Here is a 20,582-nt window from a genome sequence, read left to right as displayed (position 1 = left end):
TTGAAAGGAAGATAACGATGGCAATCCAGCATGCAACAGACGCAACGTTTAAAAATATGATGCAGACAGAAGGCGTAACGGTCGTGAATTTTTGGGCATCATGGTGCGGTCCTTGTAAAATATTTGCTCCCATTCTGGAGGATTTTGAAAGGGAAACAAGCGGTTCGGTTCACGTGATTAAAGTGAATGTAGATGATAACCCGGTGACCTCTTCCCAATTTCAGATTATGAGCATACCGACCACCCTTATATTCAATGATGGCAAGCTCGTTTACCAGGAATCCGGGATTCTGCCGAAACAAATCTTGAAGGAGCTCACAGCCTAAGCATAAATCAAGGTAGCAAAACAAAGCCGGAATTCCTTCAACGGGAATATCCGGCTTTTGAAATTGGTAAAGCTACATTTCAATCTCACAGCCGTCAAAGGAGCGGCCATCCGCGATGATTTTAACCGCCTCCGTTATTGCATTCTTCTGAAAATCACTCAGTTTACTTTCATCACCATCCCAATCCTGCAGCCACCAGAAGAAGGAACATATATTTCGGTAATCCATAAACAGGGGAATCCGCTGAATCCAATGAGAGTCCAACGGATGATGCTTGAAGTACCCTGCAAGAAAATCATCCAAAAATCTCCGGGCAAATTCATTTTTTGACTTCCGGTCTTCTCCAGGGGACCCCCACCAAACCGCATGTGCTGCCGCAATGGCAATGTCCAGCGAGTACCAGCCATAAATGCAGTCGTCAAAATCAAATACCGTAATCGTATCTCCGTCGATCATGAAATTGTAGGGATGAAAATCATTGTGGATCAACCCATAAGCATTGTCCTCCCGAGGGAGCGAATCGATTTGATCTTCAAGGCTTTGTAATTTATCGAGAAGCACCCTGTACATCCCATGCTGCAAATTCGGATTGCTGAACTCGCTCTTGCTCCAGTGATCTCTTTGGCTGCCCTTCACCAAAGGTTTATAGGATTTTGAATGCTTGTGCATCTTCCCCATGGTTTCTCCCCATGCATGATAGATGTCCGTCCCCCATAAGTGAGGGTTGTCTTTCTCGAAGAATTTTCCCGGTGCCATGCGAAAAACAGCGGCAATAAAACATAGTCCGTCTTCTTCATACACGGCGGTTAACTGTTGATCCTTCGTTAAGATCGGCAAAGAGGCGTTTACGCCATGGTGTACCAAATCATGAACCCATTCCAATTCGGCGTGTAACTTTTCTGCGTAGGCGAGAGGCTTAACCGATATCCGCAGGAAATAATATTCATTGTTTTTCGAAAACCGGTAAACCTCATTCGTTGAATGGCTAACAAACTCGAGCGTATTCACATCAAAGTCAAACGATGCGGCAGCTTTGGACAAAATATCCGCTGTGAGCATTTGAAACCTCCGTATCTTCATGTTTTCGAACCGAGTTACTGCCCACCTTGGATTTCATTTTTTATTTCTGTAACAGGAGTCCCTGAAAATAGGGCTCACCCTCTTTTAAAGGAACGGTTTGAAAGCTGATTTCCTTAAAATATTGCCCGGTTAGCGCTCGGATGGAACGATCTGAATAAGAAGCGAAAAATCGTTTTGGCTCACACCAGTCGTTTTCCCAAACCCCCTCGGAATCAGTACCTCCATATAGTCCCATATAAAATAATCCACCAGGCTTCATCACCCGTTTGATTTCGACAGCACGCCGCCGATTTCATTTTTGGGCACATGCAGCAGACAGTTTAAGGCGTAGACAGCATCAAACGAATCGTCCTCAAATGTTAGATGATAGAAATCCATCACATACGCCTGCAGCCCTCTTTCTCTGCAGTAACGCACCATTTCACTGGATAAATCAATGCTGGTTACCTTTAGACCATGATCTTTAAAGTATAGGCTGTCTATCCCTGTCCCGGCACCGATTTCCAGAAGTTTTCTTTCATCTGAATCCTGTAGGTGGTTAAGAAACCTGTCCCTCTCGATCACCTTCCAATCCGCCGGATGCGCGTTTGCTCTTCGGTGTGAATCGATATCATACGAATTCGCCAGATTTGTTTTGTCCATTTCTTTATCCCGCCTTATTCACGATTTAAACCCTGCAGCTCATCCAATACAAACCGGCCGTTCTCCCGGACTAAGACGTCATTAAACCAAAGCCGGCCGCCACCCCACTCCCCGCACTGATTCAGCACGATATCCCAGTGGATGGAGGACAAATTGGCATGTTCTTTTCGTCAGACACTTTACTTTCTTACGCGTATCATTTGGCGCTCTTTCCACTCAAAATTGTCCTCCAATTCGAAAGTGGACAAATCAATCATAAGATCATCCTGGTTAGGCAAGTCACTAAACCTTTCACACCCATATGCGGTGCATGAGTACAGCTCCAGCTCTTCACCAATCTCTAAATGACGTCCCATATACTCGAACAGCTCGGTTATGCATTTTCTACTGCATTGGTAGTATTCAGGCGAAGACAGCTTCTTCTCGTCATTCATTTCTCGAAAGATCCTCCATCAGGGTCTACCTGATAAATGAATGGCTGCCGGAACGGGCACGAAGCGTCTACTGATTTCATAGGACCCGCTACATACAAGCCGGCTGCGTCCAATTCCGTTTCGTAGATATCCATCAGCTGATCCCCCTCCGGGTCCTTTTCCAGCAGCGCTTGCATCACAATCTGATCTTTCGCGGATGGGTTCACTTTTTCAATGTAATCCCGAATGGTCATTACCGTTTTGTTCTTCCCGAAGGAGCCAGTAGGAAGCTCATGGCTTGAAGCGATATAGTAGTATTGAGTCATTAGGCTTACTCCTCGAATTCATTTGGCAGGTCTTGAGTTAATCCGAAATGATGGGCAATAATATGTACGATTCTTTTGGAGGCGAGCCCGTCCCCAAATGGGTTTCTCGCATTTGCCATCTGATGATAGAGATCCGGGTCCGTTAATAGTTTATTGGCTATGTTAAAAATAGAATCCTCTTGGGTTCCGGACAGGAAAACGGCATTCGCCTCAACAGCCTCTGGCCGTTCTGTAGTATCTCGCATCAGGATCAACGGTTTATTAAAAACGGGTGTTTCTTCTTGAAGTCCGCCTGAATCACTTAATACAAGATGAGAACGGGATAACAGATTGATCATATCAGGGTATTCAATGGGATCAAGCAAATGGATCCGATCATGACCGGACAGCATAGCAAATGCGGTATCCTGGACATAAGGACTCAAATGAACCGGATAAACGATATGGACATCTGGATGTTCATCAGCCACACGTCGGATCGCCTTGAACATTTGCTGCATAGGTTCTCCATAATTTTCACGGCGGTGAGCCGTTACAGTAATCAATCTTCCTTGAAGTTGGACAAGATCGTTTAATTGTTCATTATGAAATTTATAATCAGCTTTGTTGGTTAGAATTGCTGCATCGACGGCAGTTTGACCGGTAACAAAAATATGTTCGGAATCATAACCCTCTCTATTCAAATTGTTCTTGCTAACAGATGTCGGCGCAAATAGTAAATCTGTAACAACATCGACAATTCTGCGATTTACTTCTTCGGGCCAAGGCGAATATTTTTGATGAGAACGTAAGCCTGCTTCGACATGCCCAACCAGGATTTTATGAAAAAATGCTGTCAAGCTTCCGCACATCGCAGTCTGCGTATCTCCATGAACCAGTATCATGTCAGGCTTATCCTCATTAATGATGTTGTCGAGTCCAACAATCGCAGCTGAAGTCAAATAGGCCAGTGATTGATTTTCTTTCATCAAAGCCAAGTCGACATCGGGTTGAATATTAAAATGTGAAAGAGCTTGAGATAGTTGTTCTCGGTGCTGGCCGGTAACTACCACCTTCGTCTCAAACCATTCTTGATGACGGCGCAATTCTTGAATCACTGGGCACATTTTCGTCGCTTCAGGCCGAGTGCCGAATATAACCATTATTTTTTTCTTCATTGTCGATTCTCTCCTTTGGTAAATCCATTCTCTGCCACGATTTTATACCGTTTCCATAATATTACTTCGTTACGAAGCACCACATCTCCTTTTGTTCAGGAATGTCCCCCTTTATAACCCCAACAGGCCGCCGTTGTTCGGCAGCCTGCAGCTTGTTTCACCTGGTATGTATTATAGTGCTTATTCGTCCAACGCCTTCAAAATTTGATTCGCATAATCATCCCACGCTGCTTCGTCGGTGTTGACTTCTATTGCAGAAATGAGCGATTGTTTCATACATGTGCGCAGCCTTTCCTGATCCTCAACAAACTTGCGGCAAGCATCGTTTGCAGACGGATGATTCGCCATGACATAGGACCGCCAGGCTTCACCTCGGCTTTCAACAAATCGGGTCGGAACAGCTTCCGGAGATAAGGTCAAAAGAACGCATTTTCCATTGAGACGCAGCAATCGCTGTTCCAAAGCCTCAATTTCTGAATGATCTGCGAATGCCGCACGATGATTAAGATGAAATCTCTCCAAGATGAAAAAAATTCCGTTAGACGGTTTCGTTTGACCCAGAGATTCAATCCAACCGTACAGCTGTTCAAGATAAGCGATATGCTGATTTAACAGCTGGATATGTTCATTTTGATCCAAGGACCTCAGCACGCCGTGATCGGAATGCAGGATTTGCGAATAATGTTCACTTAGCGCGACCATCGTTCGCTCGGCATGCGAACTTAAACTATGTACTCTTTTTAATGCAGAAAATACGGATGTTTTCCCAGTTGTGGATAAGCCCTCAAGTATGACGCCGCGAATCAAGCCGTTCACCTCTTTCGATAACCATTCGATACGATACGTAAGAGCCGGTCAGCTGGACCGGCCCCATGCAACCGTTTACCAGATCTCAATCATCCCGCTTCAGCTGGTGACTTCCAGCCGCCCTTTAAAAAACAATTCGGAAGGCTCGGTCGTATCCATTTCGCCATCCAAGATTCGTTTTACATCAGCCAGTGTATCATAAAGCGTCAACCATTCACCCGGTTTCTTGGTATAGGGCTCGGATACGTAGAAAGGTTGTGCAAGATAAGCTTCGAGCCTTTCGCCACGTTGGTACAGCTGCAAATCACTATCGGAAATTTTCTCCACGCCCAATACGGTCACCAGCGATCTCAGCTCTCTGTAACGGCGGAGCAGTTTTCGTGCCGATTGCTGAGTGGTCAGATGAACGGCATCCAGATGCGCTCCCTCCAGAACGGTAGAGGTCGATCCGATCGGATCGATAGCCGGATAAATGCCTCTGCTGATCAGATCGGTGTCAAATCTCCACAGGGTGTCCAAAGGTCCATACGCATTATCATCGTCAGCCGCTTCACACTTAATATCTACAAGGGCGATCGTGATGGGCCGTGCTCCGACCTCTTTAAGTCGATCTCGCAAGGATAATAACTCGCCGGATAAAACTTTGCTCCGATCAACGCCGAGGAGAATATCTTTTTCCCCGCGCAGCTCCACAATTTGCTGATAAACGTCCTCTTTGGCCGAATGGGAAAACTCGGATTGCTCCTGAACCAGCTCGACGCCCGAAATGTCCGATTGCGGGTCCCAGAACACGGTTGCGAATCCCCGTTTCTTCATGCGGAGCATCAGCTCTGCGAGCATAACGAGCTGCCCCATGTTCGGCCGTGCCACAAATCCAACGGTTCCCCCGCGAACTACCGGGGCGAGCAAATCCAACGCTTTTACACCTGTCTCGATCATACGAACACCACTCCCTCTAATTATGAGTTCATCAAGACTGCATCCCGCCAAAGAAGCAAGAGCCACCAACGTCCTTACTTCAGCGCGGCCGACGGGGATTTTACCTGTACATAGATTGGAAACCGTTGCCGCTCTTAGACCAGCCTCCCGTGCCGCCGTCGTTAGATTGGGTACGCGTCGGCGCAGCAGCGGAACGTTAAGCTGTAACTCCTCATCCATTTTTTAGCACCTCCTTACTTTGTATAGTAATTTATTTTACTTTATAGCGCAATAGATAATCAGGAAAAATTTGTGATTGTGTATTGCCTTGTACCCAAGACATATTTAAAACCTCAACATTTGAGTGAAAACTGAGGACTCTAGAACAAATTTGTAACTCACCCATCCGCCGGCAGCCGATCAGCGCGCCAAAAAAGCCACCCTTGTTTGAAATAAGGGTGGCTTTACACATCCATATGCTTCAGCACTTCGCACTAGCTTTCCTTTGCCCGGTGGGTTTTCGTAAATTGTTCAAAAAACGGCGTAGTATCCCGGGCGGCCATCGTCGTTTCACTGCCCGTGGTCCATCCGATTTCTGCCCTCCAGCTGCCGAGCATTCCTTGGTGCAACAACGCCTCTTCGCTGACCTCTACGGATCGGTCTGCATAAGGCGCAACATACAAAGCATCAACTGGACAATACGCTTCGCACATAAAACATGTCTGGCAGTCTTCCTGCCTGGCGATCACAAGCTGTCCATCCTGCATATCAAACACGTTGGTCGGACAGACCTTTACGCAAATGGAACAACCGATGCACCGCTCCCGGCTGACCAGCTCGATCATAAGACCATCCCCTCCTCCGGCGTGAGTTCGGACGCATGAGGGACCTTTTCCGCCCGGATGTGGATTCGGTCGACCCCCGACACCAGGAGACGGTGGGTCTGGCGGGGATCCAGCTGGGGATATTCCGCAAAGGCATGCAGCCCGCGGCTCTCTTTGCGCGCAAGGGCGGCCGAGTACATCCATCTCGCCGTAGCCACCATGCCTGCCGCTTCCCGGGCACGCACACGATGACGGTGATCGTCAGATACGCTGTCACGCAAAAAAGGAACAAGCCCGTGCAAACGGTCGAGAGACGCCCGGATGACCGGTTCGCTGCGAAAAAAGTTGATCGACAAGGGGAACACCTCGCGCTGAACGGCCGAGATGATTTGCGGGACGTCCATCAGCCGGTCGGCGTTCGAGTGCTGCACCAAGCCGTATCGTCCTGCCGGCGTCAGATCCCGCTTACAGGCATCCACGGATTGGATTAATGCATACTCCGCAGCACCTTCGCCCGCCCAGTTTCCGCTGCATATCGCCCAGGAAGCGTTATACGCTCCTCCGCCTGAAATGGCGCCCGTTACTTTCTCTCGCGAGGCGGCATCGCCCGCTGCGTATAAACCCGGAACGCTCGTGCGGCAGTCATTCCCGGTGAGCCGCAGCCCGCCCGTCCCGCGCATCGTCCCTTCGTACCGCAGCGTGAGCGGAAACTTATCCCGGAACGGATCGATGCCCGCGCGCTCGAGCGGCATAAAGAAGATCGGATGCGCATGACGAAGAAACCGCCGCTTCTCCTCTGTGTCGGCCAAATTGATCGAGGCGTACACCGGTCCTTTCAGGAGATGCTGCTGCAGACTGCCGAAGGCGCGGTCACCCCGGCCGATCACGCGTCCTTCTTGATCATAGAGCGTAGACCAAGCCAGCATTCTCCCCCGGGTCACACTGCCAAAGGCGACGCTCGGCGCATATTGGCGGCTGAATTCCATCCCGGAAAGCTCGGCTCCCGTTTCGGCAGCCATTAGCAGCCCCTCGCCGGTCAGTACGTTGCAGCCCAATCCATTGCTCAGAAACGCACAGCCCCCAGTAGCCAGAACGACCGCATTGGAGCGCACCTCCCATTCTTGGCGCGTCAGCCGGTTCACGCCTCTTGCTCCCCCGACGCCATTCGCATCGTGCAGCAGCTCCAGTGCAGGGGACTGATCCAAGATGCGCACACCGGCCTGCCGGACCGCCCGGCGCATCAGCTTCATATATTCGGGGCCGTGCAAATGCGTGCGGAGCGTATTCCCTTTATCATCTTTCGGAAAGGGATATCCCCATTCTCCGACTTTTTCCAAATAGGTCTCCACCTCATCCAGGACCCGGTGAATCCAGGCATTCTCCGACAGATAGCCGCCTGCCTTGAGCCTGCTCTGCACGGCATCTTCCCGCAGCTCGGCAATCGGAGGAATCACCAGCAGGGTTGTTCCTCCAGGCGCCGTCGCACCGCTGCTGCCCAAGAAGCCTTTATCCGCAAGCACAACCCTTGCTCCCTTGGACGCGGCTCTCCATGCCGCCCAGGCACCAGCTGGCCCGCCACCAAGAACCAGTACATCCGTGGTTAATTGAATATCCATTTTGGGTGCCATCCTCTGCAATCCCCCTATCGTCCTGTACGTGGTTATTTCAGCACCCAGTCGTTCATATCAAAATCTTTTTTCGCAAGCTTTTCTTCAACCAGAAAGTCTTTCGTTCCTTCAATTAGCTTTAAGCCGTCATCGGTAAACGGAGTATCCTTGATCTCGCTGATCGGACTGATCTTCTTGATAACTTCCGGAGTCGTTCCCTGCGCATCCGCGACAAACTGGTAGTATTCGTCTTCGTGCTGCTTTAAGTCATCCAGCGCCTTTTTGCGCGCTTCGTTCCATATTTTCGGAAAGTCGGGGAATTTGGCCAGAAAAGCGTCCGAAACGACGGTAGCACTCGTACCGATCAGATCGGGATGTTTGGTAGCATCGTCAAGCAGCGGATAACCTTCGTCAATCTGCTTCATCGCCTGCACGCCATTGTTGGTCAACGCGTCGACATCCCCCCTTGCCAAAGCTGCCTGCGCATCGGGAATCAGCATGTGAACCAGCTTATAATCCTTCACGCCCTCCTGCTTGAGCAAGCCAACGACATAGCGGTGCATAAAAGATCCCTTTTGAATGGCAATCGTTTTGCCTTCCAAATCTTTGATGGACTTAGCTCCGCCTTTTTTGGCAAACAAGTACCCGATGGAATAGGTCGATGGCTGGGAAATCAATCGTGTTTTCGCACCGGAGGCGTAAGCGATGATCGCCGGTGTATCGCCAAGGCTGCCCGCGTCCAGCCGGCCGCTGACTAACGATTCCGTTTGGTCGGGTCCGTTGGGAAAGCCGGTCAGGTTCACCTGCGCAATCCCATGCTTCTTCAGTTCCTCCTGAATAATCCCTTTATGGAATCCCCAGCCTTCAGCTCCGCTTGACGGCACATTTAATTTATTGATTCCGATGTAGCCATAATTGAGCACCGTCGGCTTATCCGCGGCAGCTTCGGCAGCATCCCCGGTCCGCTTGGATGGCGAGCAGCCCTGAACCACGATGACGGCTAGCAGACCTGCAAGAATGACAGCTGACTTCCAAAAGCGGCCGTGTTTGGTGTTTTTACGATGCGTTGTCTTCATGATTGGCTCCCCCACTTCAGTCGATAATTAAAATCCGCTCCGCTTGGACAGCTGATACATATATTCGTGACTGGCGACAGGCTTGCGGCCTTTACCCCAGCCAACCTTCTCCCGGTATCCTCCCATTAGACCTTGTTCTGACAGCTCGCTTTCCGTGACACCGATGACCGATTCGGATTCCGGGGCGACATACAAGGCGTCGACAGGGCAATACAGCTCGCACATAAAACAGGTCTGGCAATCGCTTTGCCGAGCGATCACGGGAATCCCGTCAGCCACGCGATCGAATACGTTGGTAGGACATACAGACACGCATTGATTGCAGGCAATGCATTTGCTTTCACTGATAACTTCGATCAATGGACGACGACCTCCTTACGGACTTGTTCCGGACGAACCCACAATTGGTCCAATCCGCCTGTGATCAGGCGGTAGTGCTGATTGTCGTCCATCCCGGCAAAATCGCTGCGCTTATGCATGCCCCTCGATTCCGTCCGCGCCAAGGCAGATGTGTACATCCAACGGGCCGTTGCCGTCATGGCGGCCGCTTCCCTTGCTTTGACGCCATCCACGGTGTGCTCAATAGCCTGCTCCCGCTGCTCGTTCCACAAGCCGTTCAGCCTGTTCAAAGACCGGGTCATCACCTCACCGGTCCGGAACAGGTTGCGGTCATAAGGTTTGACCTCATCCTGGACGGCCTGCACCCATTCCGCTGCCCGGCTTGGTGTAACGCTGCCCTTGCCTTCCTCCACGATGGGCTGGGTGGACTTTCGCTCTAAATTGCGGCTTCCATCACGGGCACCCAGCTTCTTGACGTAGGCCGCCGCACCTTCTCCGGCGAAGGAGCCGGAGGACATAGCCCAAGCTGCATTGTGGCTCCCTCCTCCGGTAAACCCGCCGCAAATCAGCTCCCGGGTGGCAGCGTCTCCTGCAGCATAGAGTCCGGGCACATCGGTTGCGCAGAGCTCATCCGCCAGCCGGATGCCGCCGGTACCACGGACCGTCCCTTCCAGGCGAAGCGTAACCGGGAACGGGTCCGTAAACGGATCAATGCCGCGGCGGTCGAACGGCAAGAAGAAGTTGGTCTGGCCCACCCGGAGCAGCGGCTTCAAGTGTTCTGGCGCCTGATCGAGGACGGCATAGACCTGCCGGCCTTCCATAAGATTACGCGCAATCACGGAGCGCCCGCGCTTGGAACCGGCTCCTTCGACAATCGTGCCGTCTTCATAATAGAAGCTGGCATAGCTGTAATAAGCCGTCTTCGTCACGGACGAGAATGTCGGGCAAATCGCGTAGGCGTTGGAAAATTCCATGCCGGACAGATTCGCCCCGGCCTCAGCGGCCATTAGATACCCGTCGCCTGTGAGGACGTTGCAGCCGAGCGCTTTGCTGAGAAAGGCGCAGCCGCCTGTGGCGATCACAACCGCTCCGGCCTCCACCGTCCACGGGATACCCGTCTGCGTATTGACTCCCGCAGCACCTCCCACGCCATGCTCGTCGGCCAGCAGCTCCAGCGCCGGGCTGTGGTCCAGAATCGTCACGCCCGCCTTCCTGACGACCTTGCGCATGAGGCGCATATATTCGGGCCCCTGCAGGCTGCGCCGGTGCTGATTGCCCTCGTCATCCAGCGGGAACGGGTACCCCCAGCCTGCCAACTGATTCATATTGGCATAGGTGCGGTCGAGCACCCGGTTCATCCAGCGGTGTTCCGCCAATCTTCCGCCCATGTCATAGCGGCTGGCTTTGGCTTCTTCCCTCAGCCGTTCATCCGGCTTTACATACCACACTCCCGTTCCAGAGGGCGCCGTTGCCCCGCTGGAGCCGCAATATCCTTTATCGGCCAGCACCACTCTGGCTCCCTTGGCTGCTGCCGTAACGGCGGCCCAAGTACCCGCCGGTCCCCCGCCGATCACCAATACGTCCGTTTTCAAATGCTGCGCCTGTTCCTGAATTGCCATTTGCCACGCCTCCTATTTTTTCGGAATGGGATTTAACCACGATAGGAATCACGCCAATGAAGCCACCTGCGCTCCAGCAGGCGAACCAGCGAATCGATCAGCTTGCCTACAACCGCGAAGATCAGAATGCCGACAAAAATAACCGGGGTATCCGAGTTTTGCTTGGCTTCATTGATCATAAAACCGATCCCGGCCGTAGAACCTACGAGTTCCGCAACGACAAGGCTGATCCACGATACAGCCAGCGACAATCTGACGCCAAGCAGGATGCTCGGCAGTGCCCCGGGAACAATCAGCCGCGTGAAGCGTTGATACGGCTTGAATTCGAGCACCTTGCCCACTTCGAACCATTTACCGTCCACTTGGCGAATCCCAGCGTATGTATTGATATACATTGGAAAAAAAGAACCGGAAATGATGATGGCTATCTTGGAGGTTTCGCCAAAGCCAAACCACAATATGATCAAGGGCGCAATGGCCAAATGTGGAACCAGCCGCAGCACCTGGATGCTGGGATCGAGCAAATATTCTGCCTTGCGGAACATACCGGTCAAACATCCGAACACCAGTCCAAGCAACCCTCCGATCGCAAATCCGAGGAGCGTACGCTGTATACTCACTCCAATCTGGTAGGCAAGATCACCCGAGGCAATGAGATGAATCAACGATTTCAGAATGACCCACGGCGTCGGCATAAATTCGGGCGATATCCAGCCTGCGCCGCCTGCCCATTGCCATAACACCACCACCACAACCGGTATAATAGATGCCCACAACAGATCGGCCCACCATCTCTTGGAGCTCCTCGGCCGCCTGTTTGTTTGTACGATGTCCGCTGTAACCTTAACTGCAGCCTCCCCAGCCGCGGGATTTGAATGCGGAGGTGAATGGATATCATGATCTTGCTTAACCGTTGTTTGCAGAATCGGTATTTCGCTTTGCAGGCTCATTTGAATACCTCCTTACCTGGTATAGCTTTCCTTCCACCTTAACAACCTGCGCTCCGCCAGCCGAACGATATAATCCGTAATGAGTCCCGCGGCCGCAAACACGATAATGCCTACGAAAACGACCGGTGTATCGGCAAATTGGCGGGCATCGGACATCATATAACCGACCCCGGAAGTCGAAGCAATCAATTCGGCTACGACCAGACCCAGCCACGATAACCCGATCGATAACCGGATCCCCAGGAGAATGTTAGGAAGCGCCGCCGGGATCACCAGCCTTCTGATCTGCTGGATGCGGCTGTACCCGAGCACACGGGTCACTTCGAACCATTTGTTATCCACATTACGGATACCGAGATAAGTATTGATATAGAGTGGGAAGAAGGCCCCTTTGGCGATCAACAGAATTTTGGATTCCTCGCCAATTCCGAACCAAAGAATAAACAGCGGCACGACGGCAAGGCTCGGAATCATGCGGATCATTTGAAGCGTAGGATCAAGCATCTTTTCGACTTTCGCAAACAGACCGACCAGTATTCCGAACAAGAGTCCCAAGCTCCCCCCGAGCGCAAATCCTGCAAGTGCCCGCACGGCGCTGATCCGGAAATGGTCCCATAAATCACCGGACTGGGCGAGGCCGATAAAGGCTTTCAGAATGACGAGAGGTGTCGGAAACAGCAAATCGGATATATACCCGAGCTGTCCGAAGATCTGCCACAAAACAAGGACGGCTCCCGGCAGAATCAGTCCCAGTCCGAGAAGCTTCCACCTTCCGAAGCCCGCTCTCAGGGATGGTCCTGCTGCTGAAATTTCGTGACTCATACAATCACCTGCCTTTCTGACATGAGTACAACAATTTTATATACCGGCCCCATCCGTAAGCTCTAACTCATCCAAGGAATCCAGCAGCTTAAGTACGCGGAGCCGAAGCTCTTGAAAGGATGACGTCGTTTTCTTCCGGGGATAGGGAAGATCGATCGGCACGATGCTTTTGATTTGACCCGGCCGCGGCTTGAGAATGACGACCCGGTTGGCCAGAAATACGGCTTCATCAATGTCATGGGTGACAAAAATCATCGTCGTCTGATTTCTGCGCCAAATATCCAGCAGCACATCCTGCATATGCGCTCTGGTGAAGGCATCCAGTGCACCAAATGGTTCATCCAGCAGCAGTACCCGGGGATTGCGCAGCAGCGCCCTTGCGATCGCCACCCGTTGGGCCATTCCCCCGGACAGCTCCTTGGGATAGGCTTTTTCAAAGCCCCCAAGTTTGACCAGTTCGATGAGTTCATCGACCTTGCGCCTAACCTCGGGATTACGCAGTGACAAATCCGCAGCAATATTTTTCTCCACCGTCAGCCAAGGAAATAGACGATGCTCCTGAAAAATAAAACCTTTGTCGATTCCCGGTCCCGTAATGTTCTGGCCGGCTAGTGTAATGGTGCCGGAATACTGTCCGTCCAGCCCCGCGATGATGCGCAGCAGCGTGCTTTTCCCGCAGCCGCTCGGACCGATGACCGTAATGAACTCTCCTTCCCGGATGTTCAAATCCACTTTGTGCAGTGCTTCAACACGTCCTTTGGCTGTATCAAAGCTTTTACTCAGCGCCGTGATGTTTAGCAAAGTCTCCGCCATATGCTCTGCCTCCCTTTAGAAATCAAATGATGCCGACAAGAAACAATATTTTCCTACCCGTTTACTTGGATATATGACAGCACTTTATCATTCTAAATCCGATTCAACAAGTAGGGATTAATAAATTCGATTGCTAATTCAAAATTCTGATCCACTCTTTTTAGCGGGGTATACAGAATCTCCAGTTAGGTCGTATGATAGTACGGTAGATTGGTTTTTTCAGTATTGGAGGTTTGTCATCATGATCATCAGAGAAATCGAGGAAAAAGACAATAAGCCGGTCGAGCAGCTAATCCGGACATGCTTGATTGAGTTTGGTGCGAACAAGCCCGGAACCGCCTGGGCCGATCCCGATTTAGGTAACTTTTATCACGTATATCGCCCTGAAGGATCAAAATATTGGGTGGCCGAAAATGAGGGCCGTATTGCCGCCGGATGCGGCATTGGACCGGTGCCAGGTTTCCCGCACATTTGCGAGCTGCAGAAAATGTACGCCTATCAAGAAGCCAGGGGAACGGGGATCGCGGCGGAGCTGCTGCGGGTTGCGCTCGATTTTGCTAAAGAGCATTACGAGCAGTGCTACCTGGAAACATTCCACAACATGACGGCGGCCAACAAATTTTATCTCAAACACGGGTTTGTTCCGATGGACAAGCCGCTGAGTGCGACCGAGCATTTTGCCTGTGACGCCTGGTATATCAAGATGCTGTGAACAGCAAAAAAGCACCCGCAGGGTGCTTTCATTTGTTTTACACGATCGGCTTTTCCATCACATAATCGTCCATGACAAAACCGTTTCCGATATCGGCCACTTGCGTGCGCACGGTTCTAAACCCTTTTTTCTCATAGACCGCAATCGTCGAGTCGTTATGTCGGTTCACGGTAAGCCAAATGGCGCTTAAGTTCCGATCTTTGCACAGAGTTGTCAGAAACTCCATAGCCCGGCTTGCGTACCCATGCCCCCTGTACTCCTTGGCAATGTACAATTTGCTCAGGAACAGCTTGCCCTCTTCCTGCTTGACGCCGATATACCCAACATGGGACCCGTCAACATTGATAAAATAATACTCGTATCCTTGATGTTGGATTTGGTCGGTTATCGCGGGAACCGATTGAAATTTGTCGACCATGTAGTTGATTTGATCCCGTGTGATGATGCTGATAAAGTACTCGTGCCAAATCCCATAGGCTAGATCAGCCAGTGCTGCAATCTCCTCTTCGGTGTTTACTTGAGTTAACATAACTTCCACTCACGCTGCCCCCTCATTCCCAGTGCTTAAAGCTGCTGCCATTCTAGCACATCCGATCTTCACGTGACAAACGTGGGCGTGTTATACACCGCACCGCTCTCTATTCGGAGGGATACTGCTTGACCCTTACCGTTAGACCCTCTAAATCAAGTCTGGGAAAACCCGTTAATGCATACTCCTCACCGCACAATTCGATACCGCTTTCAATCCATTCGGCATCCTGCTCCGAACTGCGGAACAAGACCTCGACGGCAGAACCCGCAGTTAACATGATACCTGTGTTTCCGATGGCATACTGTCCATCAGCGTTTTTTATCAGCGTGCCTTGGGCAATCACTTGTGCCCCAATGCCTTGAATCAGGCGGCGGACGGCGGATAGCTTGTCTTCCACTTTGGCGAATGTCGAACACAGATACATATCGTCCGGATCAGCCGGGTCAAAATGGTCACTCCACGTGCTGTCCATCTGCCGAAGGCCATGGGTGATTTCTTTCAAATGGGCTTCCAAATTTAATAGTTCCTGTAGCATCGTATCCTTTGTCATGCGAACCCCTTATCCATAAAAAATTTATTGACGCTGTCTCACCAAAAACGTTTTCTGAACATGACAATTCCGGCAAGCGACCGCAGCAAGCCAGAGAGCTGAATATTTCGGTAATCGCTTACAAAAACGGTTTGAATCGAACGCACCATTCATGATATGGTACTCAAGTATGCTCCACTAAACTATAATAAAATTTGTAACAAGTAAACAGGAATTTTCACATCCATAAGCCTGTGATCCGGCTTGCAATAATTAATGATGACTGAATTTCTTCATTACAACTATGCTTATTATAAAAGTAAACCATTTTTAGAATCCATAGAGCAACTAAATATTATTTGTAATTATTAAATTATTAAGTATAGATTTCATCATGCCGTCCGGATATGGATAAAACGGAACAAGGGGGATTCCGCATGGATTTGAAAAGGCTGCAAAATCTCGTTCCAGACGTTGTTTTCTTCGTTGACAGGCGCTGTTTCCCACAATGGGAAATTATTCGCCAGACGATCAATTTTCAGGATTTGACGTTTGTTGTCGAAGGAAAATCCAATTATTTTATTAATGGCGTTAAATATACGGTGGAAGCCGGGGATGTGATTTACATACCCGTGGGCAGCGTTCGCGAAGCTTACACGTTTGCAGACTGTCCCATGCACTCTTACGCATTCAACTTCAAATGGCTTGCGCCTGGCAGATCGGAAGCGCTTCCACTTCAGACCGTTACGAAAAATCTCATCACGAGCGAAATTCTGGGTTACATCAAGCAGTTCACCCAGGTATGGATGCGCAAGCATCCGGGCTATATCATGCATGCAAGAGCGCTGTTTATGCTTATCGTCCATCATGTCCTCATCACCAATACCTACCGCAGCGCCGGACATCACCCTGTTGATCCACGCGTCAACAAGGTGCTCGAATATATTATCGACCATTATCCGGAGGATTTGCATTTAACCGGGATGGCGGATATCGTCAACCTGAACCCCGTTTATTTCGGCAAATTGTTCAAACAAGTCACGGGATATTCCTTCAAGGAATATGTGAACCAGATCCGGATTAATCAAGCGGAAATGCTCTTGTCCACCGGGGGCTTCACGGTGACCCAGGTTGCGGACCGCTGCGGATTCCATGATATATCGTATTTCAGCAACGTATTTAAGTCGATCAAAGGTTATCCTCCTTCAGCCGTTTCGAAGTCCTGACAAGTTCAGTAATGCGGACTTTGAACTGTTTCTCGGGTGGAATATATTACCTCCGTTTTCGCTGGTTTCTCTGCTAAATAAACGAGTGCACAGTACCGATATATTGGTTATTCCAATCCGAGAGGGTGCACATACGTGAAGTCAAAGAAGTTATTCAGATTCCGGAGTTTAATGGCGCTGAGCACGCTGCTGCTGGCCGTTCTGTTCGTCGTCGTCATCAGCGCTCAAACGTGGATCTCCTATAATGAGCAGAAAAGTCTGTTCCAGGAACGATTTATGGGGCTCGGAAGCGTCCTCGAGTCCCAGCTGGATACCAATATAAGCCAAGTGAAGCAGATTACCCAGGCGGTGGCCAATCATGGGCCGACGGATACGGAGCCTTTTCAGGTCATCCGCCGTCAGCTGAAGGCGATGGTTAGCAAAGACCAAGGCATTGGCAACGCCTATATTCTGGCCACGGAAAAAATGGAACGCAACGGTAACAGAGCCGTTATCAATTTGCAAGGCCCCGATGATCAGATGCTGCAGCCGGGAACGGAATACGTGATGCCTGCTTATTTTGAGCATGCTTTTGATCAGACGCTAAAAGAAGGCTCTGCCGTAACCGTGCCTTACGACGATGAGTTGGGGACCTGGGTGACCTATCTTTCAGCCGTGACAGATGAACAAGGGAACATCGTCTCGGTCTTCGGCATCGATTTCGACTATGATGGAATTCAGAATCGGCTCTCCGAAATCCTATGGACAAGCCTGGCAGGTGGAGCCGTGTTCCTCGTCGCAGCCATCATTATCGTATCGGTAGCTGTCCGATATGCCCTTAAACCCCTTCGCCGACTGGCGGAAGTGTCCCAAATGGCCGCCGAAGGCGATTTGACCGTCAGTGTCCCGGTCAAGAGCAGAAACGAGATCGGCCAAGCGGCAGATGCGTTTAATAGTATGGTTTCGAGTTTGCGGGAGCTGGCTGGCAATGTTCAGCATACTTCCCTCGAAGTGACCGATGAAGCCAAACTGATGCAGGAAAGTGCCCAGCAGACGGCACAGGCCACTAACGAAATTACCGAAGCGATCAGCCAGGTCGCCGCCGATTCGGAGACGCAGCTTCATAGCTCGACGGAAAGCCAGCGGGCTATGTCCGAAATGGCCGTGGGCATCCAGCGTATCGCCGAGTCCTCCAGCGTTGTCTCGGATCTTGCTGCGCATACGACCGAGCGCGCAGTTGAAGGCGAATCCGTCATGATGAAATCAGTGGAGCAGATGCAGACGATCGAGAACAATTTGTCCGATTCCGTTGGAACCATGCGGGAGCTGGAAGAACTGAGCCGGCAAATCGGGGGAATTCTGGCCCTCATTGCGGATGTAGCCAACCAGACGAACCTGCTGGCCCTTAACGCTTCCATTGAAGCGGCCCGGGCTGGCGAGCACGGCCGCGGATTTGCCGTGGTCGCCCAGCAAATCCGCAAGCTGGCAGAGCAGTCGAAAAATTCCTCCGAACAGGTGAAAGAAATCCTCGAAGGCATCGGAGACCGGACGAATGAGGCGGTAGCTTCCCTCCAGCGTTCTTCCGACGAGGCCCGCATGGGCACGCAGATCGCGCTGCAGGCCGGCGACAGTTTCCGCGCCATCGTGCAGGCCATCCGCGAAGTCTCCGCCCAGGTTCAGGAAGTATCTGCTGCCTCGGAGCAGATGTCCGCGGGCAGCGAGGAAATTGCGGCTTCGCTGGAAGAGCTGGAGCGCATCACCACCTCCTCTGCCATGCAAACACAGCGCGTTGCGGCTTCTTCCGAGGAGCAGCTCGCATCGATGGAAGAAATCGCGAGCTCTTCCGAGCAGCTTCTGACGATGGCACGCAACCTGTCGCAAATCATCAGCAAGTTCCGGGTATAACTCGAATCCTCTGCAAAAAGGGTAAGCCATTAGGCTTACCCTTTTTTAACGGAGGTGTACTGCCCTGCTGACCCCGGTCTCTATTTCCCCAATCCCTATTCCACCTTAAAATGATCTGCACAAAAAAGCTGCGACGGATCGCAGCTGTAGATTATTGATTCCAATGATTCAAGCTCTAGGACTCAAAAGGATAAAATACGTTCCATGATTCGTACCAGCATACTTAGAGCATTCTCTGCGAAGTAGACCGAGTGATCGATCAGCCGCCCGAAGCAGGAAATCAGAATGATAAACAGCATGACGTAAAGTGCGATATTCAATAGATGGTTTTCTTGTTTGTCTTCCATTACGGTTCACCTTCACTTTCCCTTTCCTTATTTATTCAAAGTATACATGTGAACCAGCTTGCCACCTATTGATTTCACTTACACCTATCTTACACACTTGTAAGTTCCGGGGATGATCCGTCACCTAAAGAGCTGAAAATTTAGCTGCATTTAACCGGCTTGCCCCACCGTTTCTGTGATATATTGAGGTTAAAGCTGGAAGTCCAAATCATGCAGTGGAGAATAGGAGGACGTAAAGCGTGACCACATTTCCTCAGATCACAGACGATGAGCGAATCAGGCGGCTGCAGCATCCCGGAAGACCGGTAAGAATCGTTTTGGATACGGACACCTTTAACGAAATCGATGATCAGTTCGCTGTCATCTATGCCATGAAATCAAGCACCAGCATTACTGTTGAGGCCTTGTATGCCGCACCTTTTTACAACGAACTGTCGGAAAGCCCATTGGACGGCATGGAAAAAAGCTACCAGGAGATCTTGAAAATCCGTCAGCTTGCCCAGCGGGAGGATATCCCCGTGCACCGGGGATCAGGGAGCTATCTTCCCGGCGCTGATGTGCCTGTGGACAGCGATGCGGCACGGGATCTGGTCCAACGGGCTCTGGCCTCTGCACCGGACGATCCGCTGTACGTCGTTGCGATCGGAGCCATCACAAATGTGGCCTCGGCCATTCTGCTGGAACCGGAGATTATCAACCGGATCGTTGTTGTATGGCTGGGCGGCCATTCGCTGCATTGGCCGGATACGCGCGAGTTCAACCTCGCACAGGATCTGCATGGCTCAAGACTGCTGCTCGGCTGCGGTGTCCCTCTTATTCTCGTGCCGTGCATGGGAACGGCATCTCATCTCCTGACGACCCTCTCGGAACTGGAAACCCATATGAAGCATAAGGGTGAAGTGGGACAATATCTCTACGACACGTACCTGAATTGTTCGCCGGATCATTACGCGTATTCCCGCGTCATTTGGGACATCTCTGTCATCGCCTGGCTGGCTGTTCCGGAAGCCTGCCCCAGCATTTTGATTCCCAGCCCGCGAATTTCCGAAGATTTCCGTTGGGTAAATGACCCTACGCGGCATCAGATCCGTTATATTTACCATGTGAACCGGGATGCCGTATTCCGCGATTTGTTCAACAAGATTGCCGAAGTGAAGTAATTTCTTATGAGCTGCTGCTCCCTTTACAGGAAGTAGTCGGCTCTTTTTTTAAAATATATCCGGGACTTGGCTGCCTCTGATCGCAAAATTCGCCAGAAAAATACCTGTTAATGCGGTCTGGCTCCGTTAAATGTACATTGTTAAAAGATTTTCTAATAATTCGACAAAAATCTTGATTAATTTCTGGAATTCTGTTTAATTATAGTTGATTAACGATTGTGTATGGGGGTGACCATTCCAATTTGAACAAGGAAATGATTCTTTCTGCAGCGGAAACGAATACAGAAATTACGATTCATCTGGTGAGCGGAGAGTTCTATACCGGAGTTTGCCATAGAACCGACGACCCCCGGACATTCGTTATCGTTTCTAATGACCGTAAGCCTGTCATCGTCCCCTTTTGGACCGTCAAACGCGTTCAATCGGTTCATTCATAAAGACTCTGCCAGCATGACTGGCGGAGTCTTTCTTTA

Annotated in this window: 22 protein-coding genes; 5 read left to right on the top strand and 17 right to left on the bottom strand. The window is 50.7% G+C overall.

The features are described 5' to 3' along the window. Positions 1 to 17 precede the first annotated feature (17 nt). The gene (gene trxA / locus ABID47_RS17455) at positions 18 to 326 is read left to right on the top strand and encodes a thioredoxin (RefSeq protein WP_354498562.1); all 309 of its coding nucleotides are present in this window, start codon (positions 18 to 20) and stop codon (positions 324 to 326) included. Positions 327 to 398: 72 nt separating this feature from the next. Here the strand turns inward: trxA and ABID47_RS17450 are convergent, their stop codons facing one another. From ABID47_RS17450 to ABID47_RS17385, 14 genes are all read right to left on the bottom strand, one after another. Continuing rightward, positions 399 to 1,367: a phosphotransferase enzyme family protein gene (locus tag ABID47_RS17450; protein ID WP_354498560.1), complete on the bottom strand. Its 969-nt coding sequence runs from the start codon at positions 1,365 to 1,367 to the stop codon at positions 399 to 401. 297 nt (positions 1,368 to 1,664) lie between these two features. Then, complete coding sequence (locus ABID47_RS17445) at positions 1,665 to 2,048, bottom strand: class I SAM-dependent methyltransferase (RefSeq protein ID WP_354498558.1); 384 nt, start codon at positions 2,046 to 2,048, stop codon at positions 1,665 to 1,667. 430 nt (positions 2,049 to 2,478) lie between these two features. After that, entirely contained in the window at positions 2,479 to 2,787 is a 309-nt protein-coding gene (locus ABID47_RS17440; protein WP_354498556.1) for a hypothetical protein, read from the bottom strand. Between the two features lie 5 nt (positions 2,788 to 2,792). After that, positions 2,793 to 3,944, bottom strand: coding sequence for a non-hydrolyzing UDP-N-acetylglucosamine 2-epimerase (wecB, locus tag ABID47_RS17435; RefSeq protein ID WP_354498554.1), 1,152 nt, complete (start codon positions 3,942 to 3,944; stop codon positions 2,793 to 2,795). A gap of 180 nt (positions 3,945 to 4,124) precedes the next feature. Continuing rightward, complete coding sequence (locus tag ABID47_RS17430) at positions 4,125 to 4,751, bottom strand: hypothetical protein (protein ID WP_354498552.1); 627 nt, start codon at positions 4,749 to 4,751, stop codon at positions 4,125 to 4,127. A 99-nt stretch (positions 4,752 to 4,850) separates the two neighbouring features. Then, the gene (locus tag ABID47_RS17425; protein WP_354498550.1) at positions 4,851 to 5,909 is read right to left on the bottom strand and encodes an ATP synthase beta subunit C-terminal domain-containing protein; all 1,059 of its coding nucleotides are present in this window, start codon (positions 5,907 to 5,909) and stop codon (positions 4,851 to 4,853) included. A 254-nt stretch (positions 5,910 to 6,163) separates the two neighbouring features. Further along, complete coding sequence (locus ABID47_RS17420) at positions 6,164 to 6,514, bottom strand: 4Fe-4S binding protein (protein WP_354498548.1); 351 nt, start codon at positions 6,512 to 6,514, stop codon at positions 6,164 to 6,166. Further along, positions 6,511 to 8,121 carry an FAD-binding protein gene (locus tag ABID47_RS17415; protein WP_354498546.1) on the bottom strand — a complete coding sequence of 537 codons (1,611 nt, stop codon included), beginning with the start codon at positions 8,119 to 8,121 and terminating at the stop codon, positions 6,511 to 6,513. The genes ABID47_RS17420 and ABID47_RS17415 overlap by 4 nt, the downstream gene beginning before the upstream one ends. Positions 8,122 to 8,153: 32 nt before the next feature. Next, complete coding sequence (locus ABID47_RS17410; RefSeq protein WP_354498544.1) at positions 8,154 to 9,176, bottom strand: ABC transporter substrate-binding protein; 1,023 nt, start codon at positions 9,174 to 9,176, stop codon at positions 8,154 to 8,156. Between the two features lie 27 nt (positions 9,177 to 9,203). Beyond that, positions 9,204 to 9,536, bottom strand: coding sequence for a 4Fe-4S dicluster domain-containing protein (locus tag ABID47_RS17405; RefSeq protein WP_076166160.1), 333 nt, complete (start codon positions 9,534 to 9,536; stop codon positions 9,204 to 9,206). Continuing rightward, positions 9,533 to 11,134: an FAD-binding protein gene (locus ABID47_RS17400; protein ID WP_354498542.1), complete on the bottom strand. Its 1,602-nt coding sequence runs from the start codon at positions 11,132 to 11,134 to the stop codon at positions 9,533 to 9,535. Before ABID47_RS17400 ends, ABID47_RS17405 begins: the two co-directional genes overlap by 4 nt. 32 nt (positions 11,135 to 11,166) lie before the next feature. Next, the gene (locus ABID47_RS17395; protein WP_354498540.1) at positions 11,167 to 12,084 is read right to left on the bottom strand and encodes an ABC transporter permease; all 918 of its coding nucleotides are present in this window, start codon (positions 12,082 to 12,084) and stop codon (positions 11,167 to 11,169) included. A gap of 12 nt (positions 12,085 to 12,096) precedes the next feature. After that, complete coding sequence (locus ABID47_RS17390) at positions 12,097 to 12,906, bottom strand: ABC transporter permease (RefSeq protein WP_354498538.1); 810 nt, start codon at positions 12,904 to 12,906, stop codon at positions 12,097 to 12,099. 36 nt (positions 12,907 to 12,942) lie between these two features. Beyond that, positions 12,943 to 13,719: an ABC transporter ATP-binding protein gene (locus tag ABID47_RS17385; RefSeq protein WP_354498536.1), complete on the bottom strand. Its 777-nt coding sequence runs from the start codon at positions 13,717 to 13,719 to the stop codon at positions 12,943 to 12,945. A 241-nt stretch (positions 13,720 to 13,960) separates the two neighbouring features. Between ABID47_RS17385 and ABID47_RS17380 the strand changes: the two genes are divergently transcribed. After that, the gene (locus ABID47_RS17380) at positions 13,961 to 14,431 is read left to right on the top strand and encodes a GNAT family N-acetyltransferase (protein ID WP_354498534.1); all 471 of its coding nucleotides are present in this window, start codon (positions 13,961 to 13,963) and stop codon (positions 14,429 to 14,431) included. 37 nt (positions 14,432 to 14,468) lie between these two features. Here ABID47_RS17380 and ABID47_RS17375 read toward each other — a convergent pair whose 3' ends face one another. Both ABID47_RS17375 and ABID47_RS17370 read right to left on the bottom strand, forming a co-directional pair. Beyond that, entirely contained in the window at positions 14,469 to 14,960 is a 492-nt protein-coding gene (locus tag ABID47_RS17375; RefSeq protein ID WP_354498806.1) for a GNAT family N-acetyltransferase, read from the bottom strand. 109 nt (positions 14,961 to 15,069) lie between these two features. Further along, the gene (locus ABID47_RS17370; RefSeq protein ID WP_354498532.1) at positions 15,070 to 15,513 is read right to left on the bottom strand and encodes a DUF5348 domain-containing protein; all 444 of its coding nucleotides are present in this window, start codon (positions 15,511 to 15,513) and stop codon (positions 15,070 to 15,072) included. Positions 15,514 to 15,929: 416 nt separating this feature from the next. On the opposite strand from ABID47_RS17370, the gene ABID47_RS17365 reads away from it, so the two are divergent. Beyond that, complete coding sequence (locus ABID47_RS17365; RefSeq protein WP_251675483.1) at positions 15,930 to 16,718, top strand: AraC family transcriptional regulator; 789 nt, start codon at positions 15,930 to 15,932, stop codon at positions 16,716 to 16,718. A gap of 135 nt (positions 16,719 to 16,853) precedes the next feature. Further along, positions 16,854 to 18,602 carry a methyl-accepting chemotaxis protein gene (locus tag ABID47_RS17360; protein WP_354498530.1) on the top strand — a complete coding sequence of 583 codons (1,749 nt, stop codon included), beginning with the start codon at positions 16,854 to 16,856 and terminating at the stop codon, positions 18,600 to 18,602. 182 nt (positions 18,603 to 18,784) lie between these two features. Here the strand turns inward: ABID47_RS17360 and ABID47_RS17355 are convergent, their stop codons facing one another. After that, entirely contained in the window at positions 18,785 to 18,949 is a 165-nt protein-coding gene (locus tag ABID47_RS17355; protein ID WP_354498528.1) for a hypothetical protein, read from the bottom strand. Positions 18,950 to 19,188: 239 nt separating this feature from the next. Here ABID47_RS17355 and ABID47_RS17350 point away from each other — a divergent pair, with 239 nt between their 5' ends. Further along, entirely contained in the window at positions 19,189 to 20,109 is a 921-nt protein-coding gene (locus ABID47_RS17350) for a nucleoside hydrolase (RefSeq protein ID WP_354498526.1), read from the top strand. Positions 20,110 to 20,582: the final 473 nt, after the last annotated feature.

It is taken from the genome of Paenibacillus favisporus (assembly GCF_040545415.1).
GTDB lineage: Bacteria > Bacillota > Bacilli > Paenibacillales > Paenibacillaceae > Paenibacillus_AQ > Paenibacillus_AQ favisporus.
Note: the sequence above shows the minus strand (reverse complement) of the source record. Positions and strands in the feature narration are given on the sequence as shown.

Coding starts and splice junctions, on each gene's coding strand:
- trxA (WP_354498562.1), top strand. CDS start 18: ATGGCAATCCAGCATGCAACAGACGCAACGTTTAAAAATATGATGCAG.
- ABID47_RS17445 (WP_354498558.1), bottom strand. CDS start 2,048: ATGGACAAAACAAATCTGGCGAATTCGTATGATATCGATTCACACCGA.
- ABID47_RS17440 (WP_354498556.1), bottom strand. CDS start 2,787: ATGACTCAATACTACTATATCGCTTCAAGCCATGAGCTTCCTACTGGC.
- wecB (WP_354498554.1), bottom strand. CDS start 3,944: ATGAAGAAAAAAATAATGGTTATATTCGGCACTCGGCCTGAAGCGACG.
- ABID47_RS17425 (WP_354498550.1), bottom strand. CDS start 5,909: ATGGATGAGGAGTTACAGCTTAACGTTCCGCTGCTGCGCCGACGCGTA.
- ABID47_RS17420 (WP_354498548.1), bottom strand. CDS start 6,514: ATGATCGAGCTGGTCAGCCGGGAGCGGTGCATCGGTTGTTCCATTTGC.
- ABID47_RS17415 (WP_354498546.1), bottom strand. CDS start 8,121: ATGGCACCCAAAATGGATATTCAATTAACCACGGATGTACTGGTTCTT.
- ABID47_RS17410 (WP_354498544.1), bottom strand. CDS start 9,176: ATGAAGACAACGCATCGTAAAAACACCAAACACGGCCGCTTTTGGAAG.
- ABID47_RS17400 (WP_354498542.1), bottom strand. CDS start 11,134: ATGGCAATTCAGGAACAGGCGCAGCATTTGAAAACGGACGTATTGGTG.
- ABID47_RS17395 (WP_354498540.1), bottom strand. CDS start 12,084: ATGAGCCTGCAAAGCGAAATACCGATTCTGCAAACAACGGTTAAGCAA.
- ABID47_RS17390 (WP_354498538.1), bottom strand. CDS start 12,906: ATGAGTCACGAAATTTCAGCAGCAGGACCATCCCTGAGAGCGGGCTTC.
- ABID47_RS17385 (WP_354498536.1), bottom strand. CDS start 13,719: ATGGCGGAGACTTTGCTAAACATCACGGCGCTGAGTAAAAGCTTTGAT.
- ABID47_RS17380 (WP_354498534.1), top strand. CDS start 13,961: ATGATCATCAGAGAAATCGAGGAAAAAGACAATAAGCCGGTCGAGCAG.
- ABID47_RS17375 (WP_354498806.1), bottom strand. CDS start 14,960: ATGTTAACTCAAGTAAACACCGAAGAGGAGATTGCAGCACTGGCTGAT.
- ABID47_RS17370 (WP_354498532.1), bottom strand. CDS start 15,513: ATGACAAAGGATACGATGCTACAGGAACTATTAAATTTGGAAGCCCAT.
- ABID47_RS17365 (WP_251675483.1), top strand. CDS start 15,930: ATGGATTTGAAAAGGCTGCAAAATCTCGTTCCAGACGTTGTTTTCTTC.
- ABID47_RS17355 (WP_354498528.1), bottom strand. CDS start 18,949: ATGGAAGACAAACAAGAAAACCATCTATTGAATATCGCACTTTACGTC.